Genomic DNA, 22,129 nt, shown 5'->3' on the forward strand with positions numbered 1-22,129 from the left:
AGCGCAGCAAGGGGAACGCTTAAATTTAGACCTAGCAACGGATTTAACTTAAATTTAACATTAATAATCTGACTTTTTTGAAAAAACTAACTCATATGCCTGCAGCCTCATCCCGTTTTACTTTACGCCCTTACCAACAAGAAGCCGTTGACGCGACGATCCAGCATTTCCGTCGTCATACTACACCAGCAGTGATTGTGCTTCCGACAGGGGCAGGAAAAAGCTTAGTGATCGCAGAATTAGCGAGGCTGGCTCGTGGGCGCGTATTAGTTTTAGCGCATGTCAAAGAGTTAGTTGAGCAAAACCACGCTAAATATCTGACTTATGGTCTAGAGGCAGATATATTCGCAGCAGGTCTCAATCGCAAAGAATCCCACAGTAAAGTGGTCTTTGGGAGCGTACAATCGGTAGCGCGTAACCTTGAACACTTTGACGACAAATTCTCCTTAGTGATCATCGATGAATGTCATCGCATCAGCTTAAACGAAGAAAGTCAGTATCAACAAATTATCCTAAGCTTACAAAAGCATAACTCTGCACTACGCATTTTGGGCTTGACCGCGACGCCCTATCGCCTTGGCCATGGGTGGATTTACCAATACCACTACCACGGAATGGTTAAAGGTGATGAACACTGTTTTTTCCGTGATTGTATCTATGAATTACCGCTGCATTACATGATCAAAAACCAATTTTTGGTTCCCCCTGAACGCTTAGATATGCCAGTGCTACAATATGATTTTAGTCAGGTATCGGTTAACCAATCGGGAATTTTTAGTGAGCAAGAACTCAATTTATCTCTCAAAAAACAGCAGCGCATTACACCAAAAATTGTGGCGCAGATTATTGAGTATGCAACGCCATTACAAGGTTGCATGATTTTTGCCGCTACGGTTGAACATGCTAAAGAGATCCTCAGTTATTTACCTCAAGATACTGCGGCATTAGTCACCGCGGATACACCATCCCTCGAGCGCCAAAGCATCATTCAGCAATTTAAAAACAAGCAATTACATTATCTTGTCAACGTTTCAGTACTGACCACTGGTTTTGATGCGCCACACGTAGACGTAATTGCCATCTTACGCCCGACAGAGTCTGTCAGCTTATATCAGCAAATCGTTGGACGTGGCTTACGTTTGAGTGAAGGAAAAAAACAGTGCCTAATTCTGGACTATGCCGGAAATCCTCACGACCTCTTTCGCCCCGAAGTGGGTAGCAGCAAACCCAACTCCACCAGCGTTCCAGTCCAAATTTTCTGTCCACTGTGTCAGTTTGCCAATGTTTTTTGGGGGAAATGCACCGCTGATGGTCAAATTGTCGAGCACTACGGGCGTCGCTGCCAAGGGTGGGAAGAAGATGAGCATGGACGAAAACAACAATGTGAGTTCCGCTTTCGATTTAAGCAATGCCCCCATTGTGGCGCTGAAAATGACATTGCCGCACGACGTTGCCATAAATGCCAAGAAGTGCTTACTGACCCCGATGATATGCTTAAAGCCGCATTACGACTCAAAGATGCGCTAATCTTACGCTGCGGGGGAATGGAACTCACGTCAGGCTCGGATGCAAAAGGCGAATGGCTTAAAATTGCCTACTATGATGAAGATGGTACGTCGGTGTCTGAGCGCTTTCGACTCACCACTCCAGCTCAAAAACGCGCATTTGAATTCCGATTCTTGCGAGAACATCATCGAGCCCCAGGTGTTCCTTTCCATTGGAATAATGCAAACGACATTATTTCACAACAAGCTTTATTACGTTACCCACAATTTATTGTTGCGCGAAAAAAAGAAAACTACTGGGAGATTAGAGAGAAAATCTTTGATTATCAGGGGCGTTTCCGTCTTGCAGCATCGTTAAGATAAGCAGAAAAGACGCGATTAATGATGAATAAATCATGCCAAGTCAGAAAGATAATGATCTTAATGATTGCCCGCTGACCGTTTTTTCGTTAAAATGCCGCCCGCCTTTGTATGTCTCGCTTAGCGAAATGATGTTACAGGGCCAAATCTCGAACCTGCTGCTGGGTCGCCTGTAGCAGGATTTTTATTTTTTCTTTTATAGAGAAATTGTAATGTTAACTATCAATGCAATTGAACGTAAAGAGCAGGGTAAGGGTGCGAGCCGCCGCCTGCGCAGAGCTAACCAACTGCCAGCTATCGTTTACGGTGGCAACCAAGAAGCTATCTCTGTTACTCTGAACCACGATGAAATCATTAACCAAGAAAGCAAAGCAGAATTTTACGAAGTTCTGACTCTGGTTATCGATGGTAAAGAAACTAAAGTAAAAGTTCAGGCTGTTCAACGTCACCCATTTAAGCCAAAAGTGACGCACATTGACTTCCTGCGCGCTTAATTAAGCCCATAGCCGAGCTTTAAAGTTTTTTCGGGACGCCGAGTAAATAACGCCGCAATTGCGGCGTTATTTATTTCAAACATACGATTTCTAACATAAAAATTTCGATAGTGAATCCATCATTCACTATTTATTACCGCGACGTTGCAACTGGTCACGCAGATTCGGCGGTGTACCACGGATAGTCAATGTGTCCGTCACGGGATCCCAGAAAATACGTTCTCCCATTAACATCGCGTCAAAGCTAATCGTAATACCCCCACCACTGCCTGAAAATTTCGTTAATTGCTTCAACGTACCGCGATCAGCAGGAAAACTCTCTTCCAGTTGATAATCATTTTGGCGAGTAAAATCTTCAAAGCTTTGATCTTCCACCATTGGTAACTCTTTTGAGAGTTCCTTCAGCTCAATCTCTTCGCCTGATTGCAGTTGCTCACTGCAATAGCTGTGAACTTGCTGGCGATAGGCTTGGCGAGTGTTTTTATCCATTTGCGCATTATCACAAAAATCATCCAATGCTTGGACTAACCCTTTATTCTGTACCTTCGCATTCAAACCTTCAGACGCAGCTAAAAAGTCCATAAAGAAATCAGATACTTTACGCCCCACTCGTCCTTTAAGGAAAGTCAGATAACGCTTCGACTCAGGATTAGTTTCCCATTCAGTCAAATCAATACGCGCTACAATATCCGCATGAGGAATATCTAAATAGTGAGTCGTACCCAAATCGAGGGACTCAGTCACAAACATACTGTCGCAACTATTCAGAACAGCGATAAGGAGATATTCCACTGCCAAGTAACGATATTGGCAGAAGAGAACGATTCCGCCTTCAGCAAACGGGTATTTTGCCAGCTCATCTTTTAAACGTACGGTCATTGCACGGCTAAAGCCTAAAAACTCTTCTTCACCCTTACGCAGTAACGTTAACGCTTCAGCCAGTTCACTCTCTTCGTTGAACTCACCAAACGCCTTACTTTTTGCACTGTATACACGATGTAATTCTGCCATCATGTCTTGCACAACATTGTCTGTCGTCAATAACGAATCACGCAACATGACTTCTAAGGTCTGTTCATCTCGTTTAATCAACTGGTGTAACGCTATCTGGGTAATTTCCAGACTCATTGTTGGCTCCTTTCGCTAGCAGAAATAATGTCGCGTATTCAAACACTGTTAGTATTTGTCTGCAACTGAAACCGTTAACCGCCATTTTTTTATTACTTTTGTGGCGAACTATTATCCACTTCGGTGATCTAAATAAACATTATTATCAATTAAACGAAAATTTGTTTAAAGAAAGAAGAAAAGTCACCCACAATGGGCTATCATATGGAGCTTTCATTAATTTAGGATGCCATAATTTATGCCACAATCATCTCGCTATAGTGATGAAAAAGTTGAAGGTTTACTGTCTGACCTTGTTAGTGTGTTAGAAAAAAACCATACTCCCGTTGATCTATCATTAATGGTACTCGGTAACATGGTTACCAATCTGCTGAATACGTCTGTCGCCCCTGCTCAGCGTAAAATGATTGCAGAGTCCTTTGCCAATGCATTACTTTCTTCTGTACAAGAAGATAAATCACACTAATTTGGTTGATAAATAAACAGCATGGTCACCCATCAGCGCTACCGTGATAAAGTCTCCAACATGATTGGTTGGGGGCATTGGTTTGCACTTTTTAATATACTACTTTGCCTTTTGCTAAGTAGCAGCTATCTGTTTATTTTTGACTGGCCAGATACCTTCGCTGGTCGCGCTTATGCCTTCGTCAGTTGGTTGGGTCATTTCAGTTTTGTGGTGTTCGCTACTTACTTGCTAATCATCTTTCCGCTGACCTTTATCGTTATGTCCCAACGATTGTTGAGGGTTATCTGTGTGGCGCTAGCCACCGCGGGACTTACCTTATTACTCTTTGATATTCGCGTCTTTAGCCAATTTGGTCTTCACCTTACCCCGCAGGTATGGGATTTAGTCATTAACCCTGCCAAGGGTGAAATGGCGCGCGAATGGCAATTGATGTTCATCAGCATCCCCATTATTTTTCTGGTTGAGATGCTATTTGCGACCTGGAGCTGGCAAAAACTACGCAGCTTAAGCCGACAAACATTTGGGCGCCCGCTGGCAGGTCTATTCATCGCAACATTTGTGATGTCACATTTAATGTATGCGTGGGCGGATGCCAATTTTTATCGCCCAATCACGATGCAACGCTATAATTACCCGCTGTCTCAACCAATGACAGCGCGTAAGCTACTTGATAAATATGGTCTACTCGACCTAACTGCACATCAAAATCGTGTATTCCAGCAAGGTAGCCCAACTGCACTGAAACTTCAGTATCCATTGAAGCCGCTTAGCTACCAAGACCAAGGTACGGGTTACAATTTACTGTTATTGGTTGTTGATGATTTAGGTAATGTTTCTCAGCAAAACCAAATGAACTCATTGAAAGAGTTCAAAAATATCAGCTCCCAATTTACCAATCACTATACTTCTGGGTTGCGCAATGACACCGCCCTATTTGGGCTGTTCTACGGTATCTCATCAAGTTATATTGATAATATTCTCAATGGTCGCCACCCTTCTGTACTGATTGAAGCTTTACAGCATCAAGGCTATCAGTTTGGTTTATTCTCCACTGATGGATTTAGCTCACCATTATTCCGACAAGCGATTTTGTCTGACTACTCCTTGCCGACAAAAGCAGCGGACAATGACAAACAAACTATTGCACAGTGGAATTTATGGCTAGATAACGTGAAACATGGCTCTCCTTGGTTTTCATTCTTAAATATCAAGGGAGCGCCGGGAAGTAATCAAACGGATAACCAAATCAGTCAAGTCATTGAGACGTTGAAGAGCCAGAACAAGCTGAATAATACCATTGTGGTGATCACGGCAAACTACAACAGTAACGGTTCGCAAGATACTGACTGGGTGAATAAAAAACACTTTAACCGCGACAGTATGCAAGTTCCGTTATTTATCTACTGGCCTAATACTCCAGCGCAACAAATTGATAAGCTGACTAGTCATCAAGATGTAATGACCACCCTCATGCAGCGGGTATTACATGTTAATAATCCGCCTGATGATTACAGCCAAGGAGAAGATCTCTTCAGTGCGCAGCGCACTTATCCGTGGGTGATCACCGGCGATAAAAGCGATGTCGTCATTACCACCAACAGCGCTACCATGTATATGGATCATAACGGACAATTTAATATCTATGACCCACAAGGCAACGAGCAAACTGACGACAAACCAGACCTTGCTGAGCTACTGAAAATCTTTACTGAACTTAAACGCTTCAATGAAAATTAGCGCTTAAATTTCAATCAGTCATATGAATTTGCTCTTGATTTCGCCAATGTTTTGAGTAGTATATTTTTACCTAAAGCCTTGCTTTAAAGGCATACAATTCGTTAATCGGCACGTAGCGCAGCTTGGTAGCGCACGGTCATGGGGTGTCCGGGGTCGGAGGTTCAAATCCTCTCGTGCCGACCAAATTCTCACTCAAGCCAGCCTTTTCGGTTGGCTTTTTGTTATTCAATACTTCCCTTTCTTTAACCATTATCTGATAGCCAAATTGCATCGCTATCGGGATAATAGCCACTATTCTTTTAACCTTTTATTGAGTTATACAGCATGTCGCTATCCGTCACGGTTGCGTTATCACGCCAAGAATTTATCGCCTTTAGCCGCTACTGCCATAAAAACAACTACTTTTTACCCAAAAACCGCAGCTTGCTCACTTATACCCTGCTCTATTTGGCTTTCTTTGCCATCATGGGAGGGGTATTCACCTTACTCCAACATTTTGATATCGAGCTTAATCTAGGGCAATTTGTTGTCTCTGTTCTGATGGCTATATTACTTTATGCCATCTTTGCAATACGTTTGTTTAAAACATTGAACAAAGCGATTCCTGATGCGGATAGCTCGACTTTCTGCACAAAAACATTCACGGCAGATGAGAATGGATTACACATTGAGAGTACCTATGGATTATGGCACTACAATTGGAATTCAATGGGTTTTATAAAACAAAATGGAGACACGCATTATCTATTTATTGATAGAACTAGCGCCTTTATTTTCCCAAAACGAGCGTTTGATTCACACGAAAACTATCTAAAGTTTGTGCAATACCTCACTCAACAAAATTATTTTTTAAATAATCCAGAATAAATCTTAGTAAACTAAATTAATTTAGCATAATCATCCGTTATGCTTTATTTTAAATTCTGCGAAGCATTTATATTCACTACACATTTTTTTACACTTTATTTTTAGCTTTAATTAACGATTTATATTAAAAATTAGAAATAACTCCACGAATAGTATTTCGTCTATATTATTACCTGTTACCACCCCCTTTATGAGTAAAAATATTTATATATTCTGTTTTTCTTAAGAATAATCTCTATTTTCACTATTTAAATTTCCTGCCAATTATCTACTCACATTTATTGTGACTTTAAATTCACATTGATTTTAAATGATTTTTAATTAATTAAATAGGTTTGCATACGTAAAAATACGTTGTATCGCACTCAAGCATAAAATCAAATCCATTAGAAACCTTGATCTATCCATCTTAAAACTATATAAAATAGCAAACTGATTTAAGCTAAATTAAAGTTAAAGAATATATTTCATTTACCAATAATTCATATTTAAAGCGAGTAATACCACTAAAGGACTCCTAAAATGTCAGATAGCTTCCAAAATGAAGTACCGAAGGCTCGGGTTAATATCAAATTAGACTTGCACACGGGTGGTGCGCAGAAAAAAGTGGAATTACCACTTAAATTATTAGCTGTTGGTGATTACAGCAATGGACAAGATAATCGAGCATTATCTGAGCGCGAAAAAGTTAATATCAATAAAAATAACTTTAACAGTGTACTCACTGAATTTGCGCCGACCATTAACCTCACGGTGAAAAATACCCTTGCCGGTGATGGAAGTGAAGAAAGCATCAACCTCTCTTTCAAAAACATGAAAGATTTTGAGCCTGAGCAAGTTGCCCGCCAAATTCCTCAACTGCGCGCAATGTTAGCAATGCGCAATCTGCTGCGTGACCTGAAATCTAATCTCCTCGATAACGCAACGTTCCGCCGTGAACTGGAAAATATTCTTAAGGATCCAGAGCTCAGTGATGAACTTCGTGAAGAACTAGCACAGCTAGCGCCGAAGAAAGATTAATTTGGATTATTAAAGGATTATGCTGATGTCTGTAAAAACTGAATCAACTCAAGGCGCAACAACTGTGCTGGATGACACCTCAAACCAAGGTGTTTACGCTTCTTTGTTCGAAAAAATCAATTTAACGCCAGTCGCATCAATCAGTGATATTAACGCATTCCAAGACAATGCTGCCTTGGCAGACGCAACGGCTGATGAGCGTGTCACTGTCGCCGTTCAAGTCTTCCTAGATCGTTTAAAATCATCAGGTCAAAAAGTCGAGCGTTTAGACCGAAACCTACTCGACCATCATATCGCTGAACTTGATAAACAAATCAGTCAACAACTGGATGAAGTCATGCACCACCAAGACTTCCAACAAGTTGAATCCACTTGGCGTGGCCTGAAATTCCTCGTTGACCGCACTGATTTCCGTCAAAACGTTAAAATTGAGCTGTTAGATATCGCTAAAGACGATTTACGTCAAGATTTCGAAGATAGCCCTGAGATCATTCAAAGTGGTCTTTATCACCATACCTACATTGCTGAATATGACACCCCAGGTGGCGAACCTATCGCAGCCATGATTTCCAACTATGAATTTGACCGTAGCCCGCAAGATATCGCCTTACTGCGTAGTATCTCCAAAGTCTCAGCATCCGCACATATGCCATTTATTGGTTCTGTGGGACCAAAATTCTTCGGCAAAGAGACGATGGAAGAAGTCGCAGCAATCAAAGATATTGGCAACTATTTTGACCGCGCCGAGTACATCAAGTGGAAATCATTCCGTGACTCTGATGATGCTCGATATATTGGCTTAACGATGCCTCGCGTGCTAGGTCGTCTACCATACGGACCAGATACCGTGCCTGTTCGTAGCTTCAACTACGTTGAAGAAGTTAAAGGTCCTGATCACGAGAAATACCTGTGGACCAACGCCACCTTTGCTTTTGCTGCCAACATGGTAAAAAGTTTTATCAACAACGGTTGGTGCGTACAAATTCGTGGACCTCAAGCCGGCGGTGCCGTTAAAGATCTCCCAATCCACCTGTTTGATTTAGGTACGGGTAGCCAAGTAAAAATTCCATCCGAAGTGATGATCCCTGAGACCCGTGAATTTGAATTCGCCAATCTTGGATTTATCCCGCTGTCTTACTACAAAAACCGTGATTACTCCTGCTTCTTCTCGGCTAACTCGGCGCAAAAACCGGCGTTATACGATACCGCTGATGCCACCGCGAACAGCCGTATCAACGCCCGCTTACCGTACATTTTCTTACTGTCTCGTATCGCCCATTACTTGAAGCTTATTCAACGCGAAAACATTGGTACCACCAAAGACAGACGCTTACTTGAATTAGAACTCAACAACTGGGTTCGTGGCTTAGTCACTGAAATGACCGATCCAGGTGATGATTTACAAGCTTCTCACCCACTACGTGATGCAAAAGTGGTTGTAGAGGATATTGAAGATAACCCGGGCTTCTTCCGTGTGAAACTGTACGCGGTTCCACACTTCCAAGTCGAAGGTATGGATGTTGATTTATCGCTAGTTTCTCAAATGCCTAAAGCTAAAGCCTAACGGTTATTAAAGGTCATTCAGGATGAAAATCTACCGTCCCCTATGGACAGACGGGGCCTTTTTGGCCCCTCAGCAATTTCAGCAGCAAGCCCGTTGGGACGGTCATGTTGCTGAAGTCGTCGCACAAATGGGTATCGCCTCCACGTGGGGCGTCATTAATACCGAGTTTGATGTCAGTGCATTAACGCTCTCTCGCGTAAGCGCCCAAAAAATCGTGGTGCGCTTTCACGACGGCACACTGATTGACACAACCTTAGCTGATGCCCTTCCTCCGGTATTGTCCCTCAATGATTATGCGGATCGTCAGTCATTGGATATCGTTCTGGCGCTGCCTTTAATGTTAGCCAATGGTGGAAACTTAGTTCCCGAAACAGGAACCGATCGCCCACGCCGATTTAGCCAAGAATGGGTTAAAGTCCAAGACTTATTAGGGCATGAACAAACAGATATTGCCGTGCTACGTCACGTGGCAACACTGCGTTTTGCTCATGATGAGAATGAAGCCTATATGACCTGCCCTGTTGCACGCCTTATTCGCAACGCTCAGGGGATGTGGGAATTTGATAACCACTTCATTCCCCCCTTACTTTCCTGCCAGGGAAGTGCTGAATTACGAACATTACTTTCTGAGTTTATGCACCGTTTAGTGGCTAAGCGCCGTCGTTTAATGGCGCTACGTCGTGAAAGTAATGAAAAAATGGCCGACTTTGTGGTCGCTGATGTTTCACTGTTTTGGTTACTGAATTCACTCAATAGTGCCGAGCCTGTCCTCAATGAACTCAGCACAGCGTTGCATCGTCATCCTGAATTGCTCTATCGAGAGCTAGCTCGTTTAGCAGGCAGCTTATTAACTTTTTCTTTAGAAAGTAAGCTGGAAGATATCCCGCTATACAAACATGAGCAACCAGAACTCGTTTTCCCACCCCTTTTTGCCTTGTTAAATACACTGCTTGAAGCCAGTTTGCCTTCTCGCGTGATTAGCATTGAATTGGCGAAAGAAGGTCCATTCTGGAAAGGTCAACTCCATGACGGTCGATTACGTGAAGAAGCCGATTTTTACTTATCGGTTCGCTCATCATTGCCAGCTCACTTATTGATCGCTCAATTTCCACTCCTTTGCAAAGCGGGCAGTAGTGATGATGTGGCTGATGTCGTTAATGTGGCCCTCAATGGTATTCCATTGAAACCGCTCAGCCATGTTCCAACGGCAGTTCCTCTTCGCTTAGAAAATCAATACTTTGCGCTAGATATTGAAACACCTGCGGGTCAAGCCATGCTCTCTTCTGGGCAATGTGCATTCTATGTTCCAAGCACGTTAGGTGACATTCAATTAGAGCTGTTTGCGGTACTTCGCTCATGAACAATACAACATCGCACCATACTATCGACATGATCTTCGCCCAAACTTGGCTGATGGTTTGTCAGTTACATCAAGGCACCGCCATCACTCAAGGGGATAGTTTTTATCGTCGCGTTTGCCAACTCATTGATGAAACACGTCAAAAACTGCTCGAACATGGCTACCCTGAATCCGCCATTGAGCATATGCAATACGCACAATGTGCCCTGATTGATGAATCTGTGATGAATCGCCAGCACCAAGATGATGGCTACAACACATGGATCCAGTCTCCTTTGCAAGCACGTTACTTCAATACATTAGAAGCGGGAGACAAACTTTGGGATCGTCTACGCAGCATTTTAAACGAAACCGCCCCGAATCCTGACGTTTTGCTCTGTTTTCATCGCGTGCTTACCCTCGGGTTTGTCGGTAAGTTTCGCCAAAAAGAGGCGCCAGAACGTGAACGTATCGTCGCTCAACTCAATGTTCAGCTTCCAGATTATCTGATCACGTCAGAATTACCTCTCGTCGTAAAACCTAAATTACAGTTTAGCCGTCGCAGACTTTACTGGTTTGGTTGGATAGGCGGCATCCTCATACTCGCCGCCATGTGGTGGGGGTTCAGTGCTTCGTTAGAACATTTACTACAACAGTGGATGACACAAGGATAGGCATGCAAAATCCAATCAAACAGTGTCTGACGCTTTTTGCTACGGGGCTTTTCTTGTGGCTACTCTGGGGATTTTGGTCTCTAGGGCAAAGTGTCACCATTTTTGTTTCCGTCTTCGTCTTAGTACTGACGGGGGGAATGTTGTTTTGGCAATATAAACAACGACGCCAAGTGCTATCCACTGAACATGAATATACGGGTGCATTTCCTACTGATAATTATCAGGGGCCTGTCATTTTAGTCTGTGGTCAATCTCAAGCACTATTCCTTGATGACCAATTACACAGAGAAACAAATCAAGGTTGGTATATTCGCGTATCCGCGCCCACTGAGCTCGTTAAACTGATTGCCGCATTGGTGGAATATGCCCCTTCACTATCTGGGCACTTATCCTTGCTTTACGTTGTATTACCCGAGCAACTGACCCAACAAGAAACCCTGACACAAGCGCTACTCAACTGGCGTCGAGCTATTGGGGAAGGTCGTCAAAAAATCGGTGCTAAATTGCCATTTTGGGTAACGGTATACCTTTCTAAACCTCATCATGCTGATGCCGCTATGCATGTTGATGATGAACATACACCTTGGATGACGTTACTCAGCCACCAAACTGAATTTCAGGTGGAGCAAGAAGGTGCGATGTCAGTCCCTTACTCCGTGTGGCTACCTGCGCATTTCGGACAGTCAGAACAAAGCCTGCAATTTTCTCTATGGCTAGATACCTTACAAAGCTGGCTAAACCAAGTTTTAGTTCCTCAATTTACCCTACCTCAAGCTGGAGCACCGAAGCAAATCCCTTCCGCATGGGCCATTCAGTGGATTAATATCACTAGCCAGCCAAACAATTTATGGCAGCAATTCATCCAAGAAAAAACCACATTGCCATTGCGCTCCTCAGTACAAACAACGGATTTACTCCCTTTGCCGGATGTCATGCTACGCCGCTTACATCATGATATTAACTTAAGCCGAACAGAAAAAAGCCTCGGTGCAATTGGCGTCATTTTTGGGGTTTTCTTCGTGGGTGCTTTAGTCGGTAGCTACCACCATAACCAGCAACTCATTCGCCATATTGGTGAAGATATTGCTCGTTTCTCTCAGCTTTCAGAAGTTCCACTCGCACCCAAATTGACCGCTTATCAGCAGCTACAAGATGATGCTGCTGAGCTTGCACGCTGGGAGCGTGAAGGGATCCCAAGCGCTTACTCTTTAGCGTTATATCAAGGTAATCGAATATTGCCTTACTTACATACTCTGCTAGGGAGTTGGGCGCCTTCTCAACCTGAAATCACTCCTGAAGCGCCAGCTGCACCACCTCAAATCGTCACTTTGGACAGCTTGTCCTTATTCGATGTTGGACAATACACACTCAAAACGGGCGCGACCAAAGTGTTAGTTGATGCGCTACTCAATATCAAAGCCAAACCCGGCTGGTTAATTATGGTTTCTGGCTATACCGATAACACCGGGAATCCAGAGCAAAACCAAAAACTGTCTTTAAAACGCGCAGAGTCTGTCCGTGATTGGATGATCCAAACCAGCGATATCTCGCCAACCTGCTTTGCTGTGCAAGGTTACGGGCAAAATAACCCCGTTGCCGACAACAACACCGCTGACGGACGTGCTCGCAATCGCCGCGTAGAAATTCGCCTGATACCGCAAGCTGAAGCTTGTCAGATATTAGGCGTCAACACCGTACCATCGATGGATGGTGGTACACATTCCACACGAAAGGAGAAGTAGTTATGGCTATTCCAGTTTATTTATGGCTGAAAGATGATGGCGGTGCTGAAATTAAAGGTTCTGTCGACGTACAAGACCGTGAAGGCAGCATCGAAGTGGTTGCTCAAGACCATAACCTGTACATCCCAACGGATAACAATACCGGTAAATTAACAGGTACTCGTATCCATACGCCATTCATTTTCGTTAAAGAAATTGATGCTTCAAGCCCTTACCTTTACAAGGCTGTGACCACGGGTCAAACCTTGAAAGAAGCGGAATTCAAATGGTATCGCATTGATGACGCAGGACAAGAAGTCGAATATTTCAACACCAAACTTGAAAACGTCAAAGTCGTGAAAGTCGCTCCAAAAATGCACGACATCAAAGATCCAGGTAAAGAGAAGCACAACCATCTCGAAGAGATTGAGCTGCGCTATGAAAAAATCACTTGGACATACAAAGACGGCAACATCATCCATTCCGATTCTTGGAATGAGCGTGCTACCGCTTAATTAAGACAAGCAGGCGTTTCGGCGTCTGCTTTTTTCTTGCGCCCCTTGCGCAACATCACTCACACACAACACATTTTGCCATTAAACAAGCAATACGCGCTTTCAACCGCGCATTCCCATCGCGAATATCACCTTATGAACCTCGGTTAACGGTTAGGGGCGGTAGCGTGCCTAAACACATTGATATCCACCAGATTATCTAGGGAGAGAACATGGAAAATTCTTCAGTTATGTTATTGCGTCGCCTAAACCCTTTCTGTGCAAATGCACTAGAGGCAGCAGCTTCCTTGTGCCAAACACGCGCCCATGCTGAGGTTACCATCGAACATTGGTTACTCAAGCTGCTTGAGCTAGGAGAAAGTGATATCACTGTGTTAGCGCGCCGTTATGAGTGGGATATTTCTGAACTTTGGCAAAGCCTGCTAACAGAAATCGACAGCCTACCCCGCTCTATCCATAGCCGCCCCTCCCTCTCGAAATCACTCCTAAACTTAATTCAAAACGCATGGGTGATAGCCTCATTGGATGAAGATATCGAGCACATTCGCAGCGTCCATATTCTTGCAGCGATGGTGAAGCAACCCTCTTTAGTTCCGAACGACGCCCTTTGGCCATTAATGACCTTAAGCATCACACAATTACAACGCTTAAGACCGATGCTGGATGCGCAATCCGATGAGCGCCCTGAAGTTCAGCAACTTGCGGCGCATAATCAATCTTTGCCGGCAGAAGCGCCACTTGAAACGCAATCAACAAATGAAGCTCCTGCACCGAATGTCATCGGAAACACACTGAATGAAGCCTTACTGGCCGTGCTGAATAAATTTACGGTGGATGTGACCGAAAAAGCACGCGAAGGCGCGATTGACCCAGTCTTTGGACGTGATGACGAAATCCGTCAAATGGTGGATATTCTGTCTCGCCGTCGCAAAAACAACCCAATCCTCGTGGGCGAACCGGGTGTTGGAAAAACCGCGTTAGTGGAAGGCTTAGCCCTACGTATCGTTGAAGGTAATGTTCCTGTCAGTCTGCAAACCACATCATTACGTACATTAGATTTAGGTCTACTGCAAGCGGGGGCTGGCGTCAAAGGCGAATTTGAACAGCGCTTAAAAAACGTGATTGAAGCCGTACAACAATCTCCTACTCCGATTTTACTGTTTATCGATGAAGCCCATACCATCATTGGCGCAGGCAACCAAGCTGGTGGCGCTGATGCCGCTAACTTACTCAAACCCGCCCTTGCCCGTGGTGAATTACGCACGATTGCCGCCACCACTTGGTCTGAATATAAACAATATTTCGAGCGTGACGCCGCTTTAGAACGCCGTTTCCAAGTCGTCAAAGTCGATGAACCTGATGATGAAAAAGCCTGTTTAATGCTGCGGGGGCTAAAACCGCGCTACGCCAAATATCATGGTGTTCACATTACCGATGATGCGGTCAAAGCCGCTGTTACCTTATCCCGCCGTTACTTAACCGGTCGCCAACTCCCCGATAAAGCCGTGGATTTACTCGATACCGCCAGCGCCCGTATCCGCATGAGCCTCGATACACTCCCTGAAGAATTGACGCGTTTAAAGGCCAAGCGCAATGCATTAGAACTTGAACAGCAAGCGATCCTTGATGATTTGGCGATTGGCAACACCACCAACCAATCCCTACTGAGCGAATTAGTCACTCAAGATGCCCAAATAGCGATACAGCTGGCTGAGTTAGAACAGCGTTTTGAGCAAGAAAAAAACCTTATCAGCGAGCTCTTAGAACAGCGCCGTCAATCCCAAGATGTCAGCGATATCCAATCACAGTTAGAACTCGTTCAACAAAATGAGCCGCTGATCACCCCCGATGTGGATATCAGAACCGTTGCCACTGTCATCGCCGACTGGACGGGTGTGCCATTATCCAGCCTCTTAAAAGACGAACAAACCGAACTGCTGGAGCTAGAAGACTCGCTAGGTAAACGCGTTGTGGGGCAAGAGAGCCCATTACTGGGGCTTGGACAACGACTGCGTGCTGCTCGCACGGGTCTCGCCTCAGAAAATGGCCCTCAAGGCGTATTTTTATTAGTGGGTCCAAGCGGAATTGGTAAAACTGAAACCGCACTCGCCTTAGCAGATGTCCTGTTTGGTGGCGAAAAATCCTTAATCACCATCAACATGTCCGAGTATCAAGAAGCCCACACCGTCAGCCAATTAAAAGGCTCTCCTCCAGGTTATGTGGGTTATGGTCAAGGCGGGATTTTAACGGAAGCCGTTCGCAAGCGCCCTTACAGCGTCGTGTTACTCGATGAAGTGGAAAAAGCCCACCGCGATGTGCTCAATCTGTTTTATCAAGTTTTCGACCGTGGATTTATGCGCGATGGCGAAGGTCGTGAAATTGATTTTCGTAATACCGTGATCTTAATGACAGCCAACTTGGGCAGTGATTTGTTGATGCAGCAACTCGAAGAGTTCCCTGAGTCTACCGACGGCGAGCTGCAAGAACTGCTGCGCCCAATTTTGCGCGACCACTTCCAACCCGCCTTACTCGCACGCTTCCAAACCTTAATTTATCGCCCATTAGGCCCAGCCGCTCTGCGCCAAATTGTTGAAATGAAACTGGGCAGCGTCATTAAGCGTCTTTACACCCACTACAAGCTTGAAGGCATTATCGAAGAAGCGCTGTATGACACGCTCGTGAGCGCCTGCTTATTACCCGACACCGGCGCCCGCAATATAGACAGCCTACTGAATCAGCAGATTTTACCAGTACTGAGTCGGCAATTACTCATGCGCCAAGCTAACCACCAGCAAGCGCAAAGCCTGACTTTGGGGTATAGCGAAGAAGACGGGATCACCCTGAGTTTCAGTGATATTGAGGAGATAAATCCATGAGCCTACTCGATACAGCCAAAAACCTCCTTCAAGGTCAAAACCGCTATCGCCTAGAAGTCCAAGGCTGCTCAGATTTACTGGACGTTGAACATTTTACAGGTCGTGAAGCCGCTAGCGATACCTATCGCTATCAAATTACGTTTACTTGTTCCGCCCAAGATCTTTCTGCGCAACAATTATTGCGCCGTAATGCCAGCCTGACCTTTTCCGCGCCGATAAATAACCTAATGGGGCTCGCCACTCAGCCGAGCGTTGCCAAGCGCGTTCATGGCGTAGTGACGGATTTCCGTCGTCTCTCTGGCTCTGCGGATGAAGCTCGCTACCAGTTAGTTATCGAGCCTTTTTTTGCTCTACTCCGCCATCAAATTCGCAGCCACCGTTTCTTTATCAACCAATCCATCCCTGATGTGGTTGAACAGATCCTGCGCGAACATAATTTCAAAGGCTGGGAATTCGAATTTCATCTCGAAAAAGAGTACCCAAAACGCGAACAAATCAACCAAATTAACGAAAGTGACCGCCAATTTATCGAGCGTTTACTCAGTGAAGTGGGTATTTTTTACCGCTTTGGTTTACAAGATGATACCCAAACCGAGGTGCTCCACTTTACGGACAGCCAACGCGGCTATGTGTATGACAAAACGCTACCATTAAATAGCCCATCTGGGCTGAGCGATAACCATGTTGACAGTGTTTGGGGATTATCTTTGCGCCATCAAGTGGTTGAAAGTACTGTCTTTGCCAAAGACTATAACCACCGACTGGCGGAAGATACGTTGATTTCCGCCGTCGCGGACATGACTCGCGGTGATGGCGAAAAAATCAACTACGGCGATGTTTACCACTATAAAGGTCGCCACCTGACCCGAGGGGACAAAATTCGCCCTGAAACCGAAACCGCTAACTTCTGGGCAAGACTCGACCACGAACGCTTTTTAGCTCGCCAGACTTTACTACGCGGAGAAAGTAGCGCAGCAGACCTGACGCCATTATTAGTATTAAGCATTCAAGATAACCCGCTCAGTTCGACGTTACCCAGCGTATTCAAATCACCCGTTTTAATTACTCGCCTACGCTTTACCACCAGCCGAGATAAAGCGCTGACTGTTCGCTTTGACGCCGTGCCTTACACGGAATCACTGTGTTGGCGCCCTGCTCTAAAACCACGCCCTGTCATTGCTGGAACATTAATGGCGCGCATCACCAGCGCAAAAGACCACGACATTTATGCCCACCAAAATGAACATGGCTTTTATTGGGTAAAATTCGACGCAGATCGCGATGATAAAACCAAGGGCTATGAAAGTATGCCCGTGCGTTTGGCGAAACCTTACGCCGGAGATACTTATGGGATGCATTTCCCACTGATTCAAGGGACTGAGGTCGCTATCGCCTTCCATGAGGGTGATCCAGACCGCCCTTACATCGCCCACGCACTACATGATTCCCGCCACCCCGACCACGTGACGGATAAAAATAACACCCGTAATGTGATCCGCACACCTGCGAATAACAAACTGCGCATGGAAGATAAACGCGGGCAAGAGCATATTAAGCTCAGCACCGAGTATGGCGGAAAAACCCAGTTAAACTTGGGGCATTTGGTCAACGCCGAGCGCGAACAACGCGGTGATGGTTTTGAGTTACGTACAGATAGCTGGGGCGCAATTCGCGCGGGTAAAGGGCTGTTTATTACCACCGATAAGCAGGATAAAGCTGGTGGTGATGTGTTGGCGATGGAAGAGGCAATACAGCAACTAGAGCAAGCATTATCGATTGCTAGAAATTTATCAAATTCAGCGGAAATCAGCGGAACAGCAGCAAGTGATCTTGATGCGCAAGAGCAACTAAAGAATAATTTATCGCAACTTACTGCGCCTGGATTATTAGTCCATGCACCTGAAGGAATTGGTGTTTTCACACCAAAACCAATTAGCATCGGTTCAGGCCAAGAAAGCATTGCTATCTCTGCATCAAAATCTATCAACTTATCAGCAAATAAAACTCTAACTATCAACGCAGAAAATGATGCCAATATTTATGCTCAACATAATGGTATTAAAGCTTTTGCAAAATATGGAAATATTGATGTTGAAGCTCAAAATGATGCAATGTCACTTCTATCAAAACAAGATTTAAAAGTTCAATCGATTGATGGCAAAGTTCATATCACTGCTGGACAAGAGATTATTCTTACCTGTGGTGGGGCATATATCAAGATCTCCGATGGAAATATTGAATTAGGTAGCCCAAATAATATTTTACTAAAAACAACCAATGTTCAAAAAATGGGGGCTACTAGATTTTCATCTACGCCACCCGAAATTCCTGTCGGATTTAGTGAACAATTCACTTTACGTGATAAAGACTCAAACAAAATTTTACCTTATACCGATTATACCGTGACGACAGAAGATGGAGAGGTTTTCACAGGAACATCAAGTGCAGAAGGGAAAACACTCGATATTATTACAGCAATTCCTACAAAATTGTCTGCTATTACTCATAGAAATAAAGACAAAGAAAAGCCTGAATAACGGTGGATAACTATGCAAAAAAATCAAACACAATCGAAAACAAATAACGTGGATGGTAGTAATAAAGATGCTTACTCATCAAGCGAGCCTAATCTTTATTATCATCCAGATACTAATGAATTAATTTTTGTCCCAGATGATGCTCTTGAATTAGAAAGCCGGCATTTATGTACGCTCGTAAAAAATAAACATAGTCGCTTAGCTCAAATTGATAACTTACTCGATAGCACATCTTTAAAAGAAAGAGAAAAAAACTCCGACGAGTTCGTTAATAAGCTATTAAACTGCCATGAAGAATATAATCAAGCTGCAAATGAACTTAATAAAATAGTTTCAACATTAACTGTCATTATTGATGAGAATGAGAAAGAGGATAAAAAAATCGCTCATTACTAGATTCCAGTGCAGGTAGTGACAATCTGAATATTGTTGAGCTACTCAAAGTACAAGCTAGCGGTGGGTTTAAATATCGCTACGTTCGTTCCGATCAAATAGATGCCAAAGGCAAACATGAAGTACATAAATTAGAACGTAGTGATATAAGTAACGAAGAAAAGAAAAAAATAATTAACCGGGTAATAGAAACAGATACAAATGGAAACCAAACAGAAAAACTAGCAGTTGATACTGAGCAACTAAAAGAAGCATTAAAGGAAATTGAACCTGCTTTTAAATATCAACTTTTTGAATTAGAGGGTGATAGCGGAACACTCGGTGAATGGGCTGGAAGCTTCCAAAAGTGGGCAGAAGACGTTAATAAAAGCTTGGACTCAACACCGCCAACTAAAACAAAATATGCATCCTTCGATAAAAAAGCACAAATCATGCGATGGAGTTACGGAGGTGATGGCAATATCGAAATTTCCAATGGCTCCCTTGGCGGAAATAAAGATAGAAAAGCACAAGCTAAAGCCAATATTTATGGCAACTTCGCATTTGCAGAAGCAAAAGCGGAAGGAAGAATTCACTTACCAAACCGCCAAGGTGTTCAATTTTTATACCCGACAAGAAATCCAAAGTCCACAACCCGGGTCATTGGTGACTTTGGCGCTTTAAGCTACAAAGAAATGATGGCGTCGATGGGAGCTTTTAGATTTGATATCGCTCTCACATTAGCTGGCATGTTAGGAGCCAGCTTTGGCTTACAAGCAAGTGTGAATCTTTCAACTGAGGGTTTAAGAGGCTCTCAATCTTCAACAACAGATAATAATCGCATTCAATTAAGCGATGTTAAAGGATCTGATATCACCAAGGCTGCAGATGCTCTTGGCTTGAATTCGGAAGCCAGTGTATTTGTTGGTGTTAAAGGTGGTGTTGAGTTGGCTGGTGAGTTTCTTTGGTTAAGTCCGGAATTAACCCCTGCCCAACGGAAAAAATATGAACAAACTGATGGCTTCTGTTCTATTGCCAAAATAGCAACAGGAACAGATTTTATGATGGGAGCAGGTGCAACTGCACAATTTGCTATAGCTGTTCTAGATGGCAAAATATACCTTACTGCGCATGCAGAGCTATGTTGGGGAGCTGGAGCCGGAGGTCACCTCTCTTTTGAAGTAAATATGGATAAAATTATGGAAGAGTTTATGCCATGCTTTGTTCATATGCTACGTGATATTGATTACATAAAAATGCTAAAAATCATCACTGAGAAAGATTTTTTAGCTATTTGTCAATTACCAATCCTAATTGCTATGGGTGCAGGCATAGCAATTTATCAAGGTTTATATGATGCAACTCGATATTTTGAAACTGCTTGGCAAAATAAAAAAAATCGAGAAAAATTAATGGCTGCCATTATTAAAAATAATGGTGATGATTTTAAATTTACACCCCCAGAAACAAAAGGGGCTGTTATTGCTGCTCTTTTAGAGCACGAATTTTGGGAAAATCATTTTTATGGGCAAAGTCATAAATTAATCCCTGGTGAAATAGATGGAACTTTTAGCACCAGAAAACGCGCCATTCTGTATATCCTTCGATGGGCTCAATCACAACGCGATTTTGATAATATTATTCAACACTTAAGTACCGTACCTGATGGTTCTAAATTAAGTGTCCCTATCAATACCACATATATTCTGTCGTTTTTATCTTTAGGTGAGGAGACCAAAACTCATTACACTGACCGAGGTAAAATATACTCTAGAGCAAGTCGCTATGCAGAAATTTTTGGTACGCTCAGAGATAAATTACCTAATGAAAAATTAGCTAAACAAAATAATGGAACCCCTTTTAAAGAGTACATTACAGTTTCCGATGTGACTAGCCGCACATTATGGTCTAGAGATGGTGTCAATTGGAAAGAAAATTTATATGGTAATAGTTAATTATATTTTCCCTATAAACTAACTTTCTTTTAAATTTAATTAAAAAATTCATTACAATTCAAAAGGTAATATTAAATGAGGCACACTAAATTCCATATCACTATCCCTCTTGTTTTTTTACTTACAGCTTGTGATAACACCCCTACCGCAGAACAACAAAAACAAGCTCAACAACTGGTCAATAACACTTTAAATAATATGGTATTTGTTGAGGGCGGAACTTTTTTAATGGGGGATTTCGGCGGTAAAGATGGTGTTTCAACCCTCTATTACAGTCCACGTAAAGATAATAAATTTACCCACAACGTAACCCTCGATAGTTTCAGTATCTCAAAAAGTAAAGTTTCCTGGGGAGAATATCTATTATGGATAGATTTAACAAATAAGCCGTTACCTAAAAGTTATATTGCAATAAAAGAGTGGACACGATATCCCCCCGCTAAAGAGTTTATTAAAGATGATTATTTAGCCTCCGTTGGTTGGCAAGACGCTAAAGATTATTGCCAATGGGTTGGGCAACAAAGTGGTTTACCTGTTGACTTACCTACAGAAGCGCAATGGGAGTATGCGGCTCGTAGTCAAGGTCAATTTTTACGTTATTCAACGGATAATGGTCAATTTGGTACTTTCGTTGATCCTTCCTCCGAACCGTATATTGTACTAAATAAACGTAAACCAAACCCCCTAGGATTATATGATATGCTAGGCAATGGTTGGGATTGGACCAATGATTGGTACGATGAAAATTACTATTCGGTATCCCCCGAAAAAAATCCGCAAGGTCCCCAATCCGGTACCACTAAAGTTGCTCGGGGCTCTTCGGGTACCAGCTTTTTAAGTAACCAGAATATTGACCGTTATGCTATGGAACCAGTTTTAAACGATATCACGATTACAGGGCGAGGTTTTCGCTGTGCAATCCAATCCCCAAACCCTATCCAACCCATAACTAAATAGCCATGATATTCTTTAATCAAACATACCGTACTGTTTTACTAA

General features: G+C 43.4%; 17 protein-coding genes and 1 tRNA gene. 17 read left to right on the forward strand and 1 reads right to left on the reverse strand.

From position 1 onward, the window contains the following. The first annotated feature begins 95 nt into the window (after positions 1-95). The gene (locus tag M5X66_RS10180) at positions 96-1,868 is read left to right on the forward strand and encodes a DEAD/DEAH box helicase (RefSeq protein ID WP_154599494.1); all 1,773 of its coding nucleotides are present in this window, start codon (positions 96-98) and stop codon (positions 1,866-1,868) included. 209 nt (positions 1,869-2,077) lie between these two features. Continuing rightward, entirely contained in the window at positions 2,078-2,359 is a 282-nt protein-coding gene (gene rplY / locus M5X66_RS10185; protein WP_006660420.1) for a 50S ribosomal protein L25, read from the forward strand. Positions 2,360-2,485: 126 nt separating this feature from the next. On the opposite strand, the gene yejK is transcribed toward rplY, so the two are convergent. After that, positions 2,486-3,487 carry a nucleoid-associated protein YejK gene (gene yejK, locus M5X66_RS10190; protein ID WP_154609654.1) on the reverse strand — a complete coding sequence of 334 codons (1,002 nt, stop codon included), beginning with the start codon at positions 3,485-3,487 and terminating at the stop codon, positions 2,486-2,488. 238 nt (positions 3,488-3,725) lie between these two features. On the opposite strand from yejK, the gene M5X66_RS10195 reads away from it, so the two are divergent. From M5X66_RS10195 to M5X66_RS10265, 15 genes are all read left to right on the forward strand, one after another. Beyond that, positions 3,726-3,953 carry a YejL family protein gene (locus tag M5X66_RS10195; protein WP_108477939.1) on the forward strand — a complete coding sequence of 76 codons (228 nt, stop codon included), beginning with the start codon at positions 3,726-3,728 and terminating at the stop codon, positions 3,951-3,953. Between the two features lie 21 nt (positions 3,954-3,974). Then, positions 3,975-5,690 carry an LPS biosynthesis-modulating metalloenzyme YejM gene (gene yejM, locus M5X66_RS10200; RefSeq protein WP_036952989.1) on the forward strand — a complete coding sequence of 572 codons (1,716 nt, stop codon included), beginning with the start codon at positions 3,975-3,977 and terminating at the stop codon, positions 5,688-5,690. Between the two features lie 106 nt (positions 5,691-5,796). After that, positions 5,797-5,873, forward strand: a tRNA-Pro gene (locus M5X66_RS10205). A gap of 141 nt (positions 5,874-6,014) precedes the next feature. After that, a complete protein-coding gene (locus tag M5X66_RS10210; RefSeq protein ID WP_051422694.1) occupies positions 6,015-6,557 on the forward strand; it encodes a YcxB family protein in 543 nt (180 codons plus the stop codon). Positions 6,558-7,079: 522 nt separating this feature from the next. Next, entirely contained in the window at positions 7,080-7,577 is a 498-nt protein-coding gene (gene tssB / locus M5X66_RS10215) for a type VI secretion system contractile sheath small subunit (RefSeq protein WP_036952987.1), read from the forward strand. Positions 7,578-7,596: 19 nt separating this feature from the next. Next, positions 7,597-9,141, forward strand: a complete 1,545-nt coding sequence (tssC, locus tag M5X66_RS10220; protein ID WP_071992157.1) for a type VI secretion system contractile sheath large subunit — start codon at positions 7,597-7,599, stop codon at positions 9,139-9,141. 22 nt (positions 9,142-9,163) lie between these two features. Then, the gene (gene tssK, locus M5X66_RS10225; protein ID WP_036952981.1) at positions 9,164-10,501 is read left to right on the forward strand and encodes a type VI secretion system baseplate subunit TssK; all 1,338 of its coding nucleotides are present in this window, start codon (positions 9,164-9,166) and stop codon (positions 10,499-10,501) included. Further along, entirely contained in the window at positions 10,498-11,154 is a 657-nt protein-coding gene (gene tssL / locus M5X66_RS10230; RefSeq protein WP_154636859.1) for a type VI secretion system protein TssL, short form, read from the forward strand. Before tssK ends, tssL begins: the two co-directional genes overlap by 4 nt. Before the next feature lie 2 nt (positions 11,155-11,156). Then, the gene (locus M5X66_RS10235) at positions 11,157-12,896 is read left to right on the forward strand and encodes an OmpA family protein (protein WP_270103499.1); all 1,740 of its coding nucleotides are present in this window, start codon (positions 11,157-11,159) and stop codon (positions 12,894-12,896) included. 2 nt (positions 12,897-12,898) lie between these two features. Further along, the gene (locus M5X66_RS10240; protein ID WP_006660409.1) at positions 12,899-13,390 is read left to right on the forward strand and encodes an Hcp family type VI secretion system effector; all 492 of its coding nucleotides are present in this window, start codon (positions 12,899-12,901) and stop codon (positions 13,388-13,390) included. A 212-nt stretch (positions 13,391-13,602) separates the two neighbouring features. Beyond that, positions 13,603-16,266 carry a type VI secretion system ATPase TssH gene (tssH, locus tag M5X66_RS10245; RefSeq protein ID WP_270103500.1) on the forward strand — a complete coding sequence of 888 codons (2,664 nt, stop codon included), beginning with the start codon at positions 13,603-13,605 and terminating at the stop codon, positions 16,264-16,266. Beyond that, positions 16,263-18,803, forward strand: coding sequence for a type VI secretion system Vgr family protein (locus M5X66_RS10250; RefSeq protein ID WP_270103501.1), 2,541 nt, complete (start codon positions 16,263-16,265; stop codon positions 18,801-18,803). The genes tssH and M5X66_RS10250 overlap by 4 nt, the downstream gene beginning before the upstream one ends. 12 nt (positions 18,804-18,815) lie before the next feature. Then, positions 18,816-19,199 carry a hypothetical protein gene (locus M5X66_RS10255; protein WP_270103502.1) on the forward strand — a complete coding sequence of 128 codons (384 nt, stop codon included), beginning with the start codon at positions 18,816-18,818 and terminating at the stop codon, positions 19,197-19,199. 368 nt (positions 19,200-19,567) lie between these two features. Continuing rightward, a complete protein-coding gene (locus tag M5X66_RS10260) occupies positions 19,568-21,130 on the forward strand; it encodes a hypothetical protein (RefSeq protein ID WP_270103503.1) in 1,563 nt (520 codons plus the stop codon). Positions 21,131-21,205: 75 nt separating this feature from the next. After that, positions 21,206-22,087 carry a formylglycine-generating enzyme family protein gene (locus tag M5X66_RS10265; RefSeq protein WP_108477931.1) on the forward strand — a complete coding sequence of 294 codons (882 nt, stop codon included), beginning with the start codon at positions 21,206-21,208 and terminating at the stop codon, positions 22,085-22,087. The last annotated feature ends 42 nt before the right edge of the window (positions 22,088-22,129 follow it).

This window comes from Providencia sp. PROV188, assembly GCF_027595165.1.
In the GTDB taxonomy this organism is placed as follows: Bacteria; Pseudomonadota; Gammaproteobacteria; order Enterobacterales; family Enterobacteriaceae; genus Providencia; species Providencia lanzhouensis.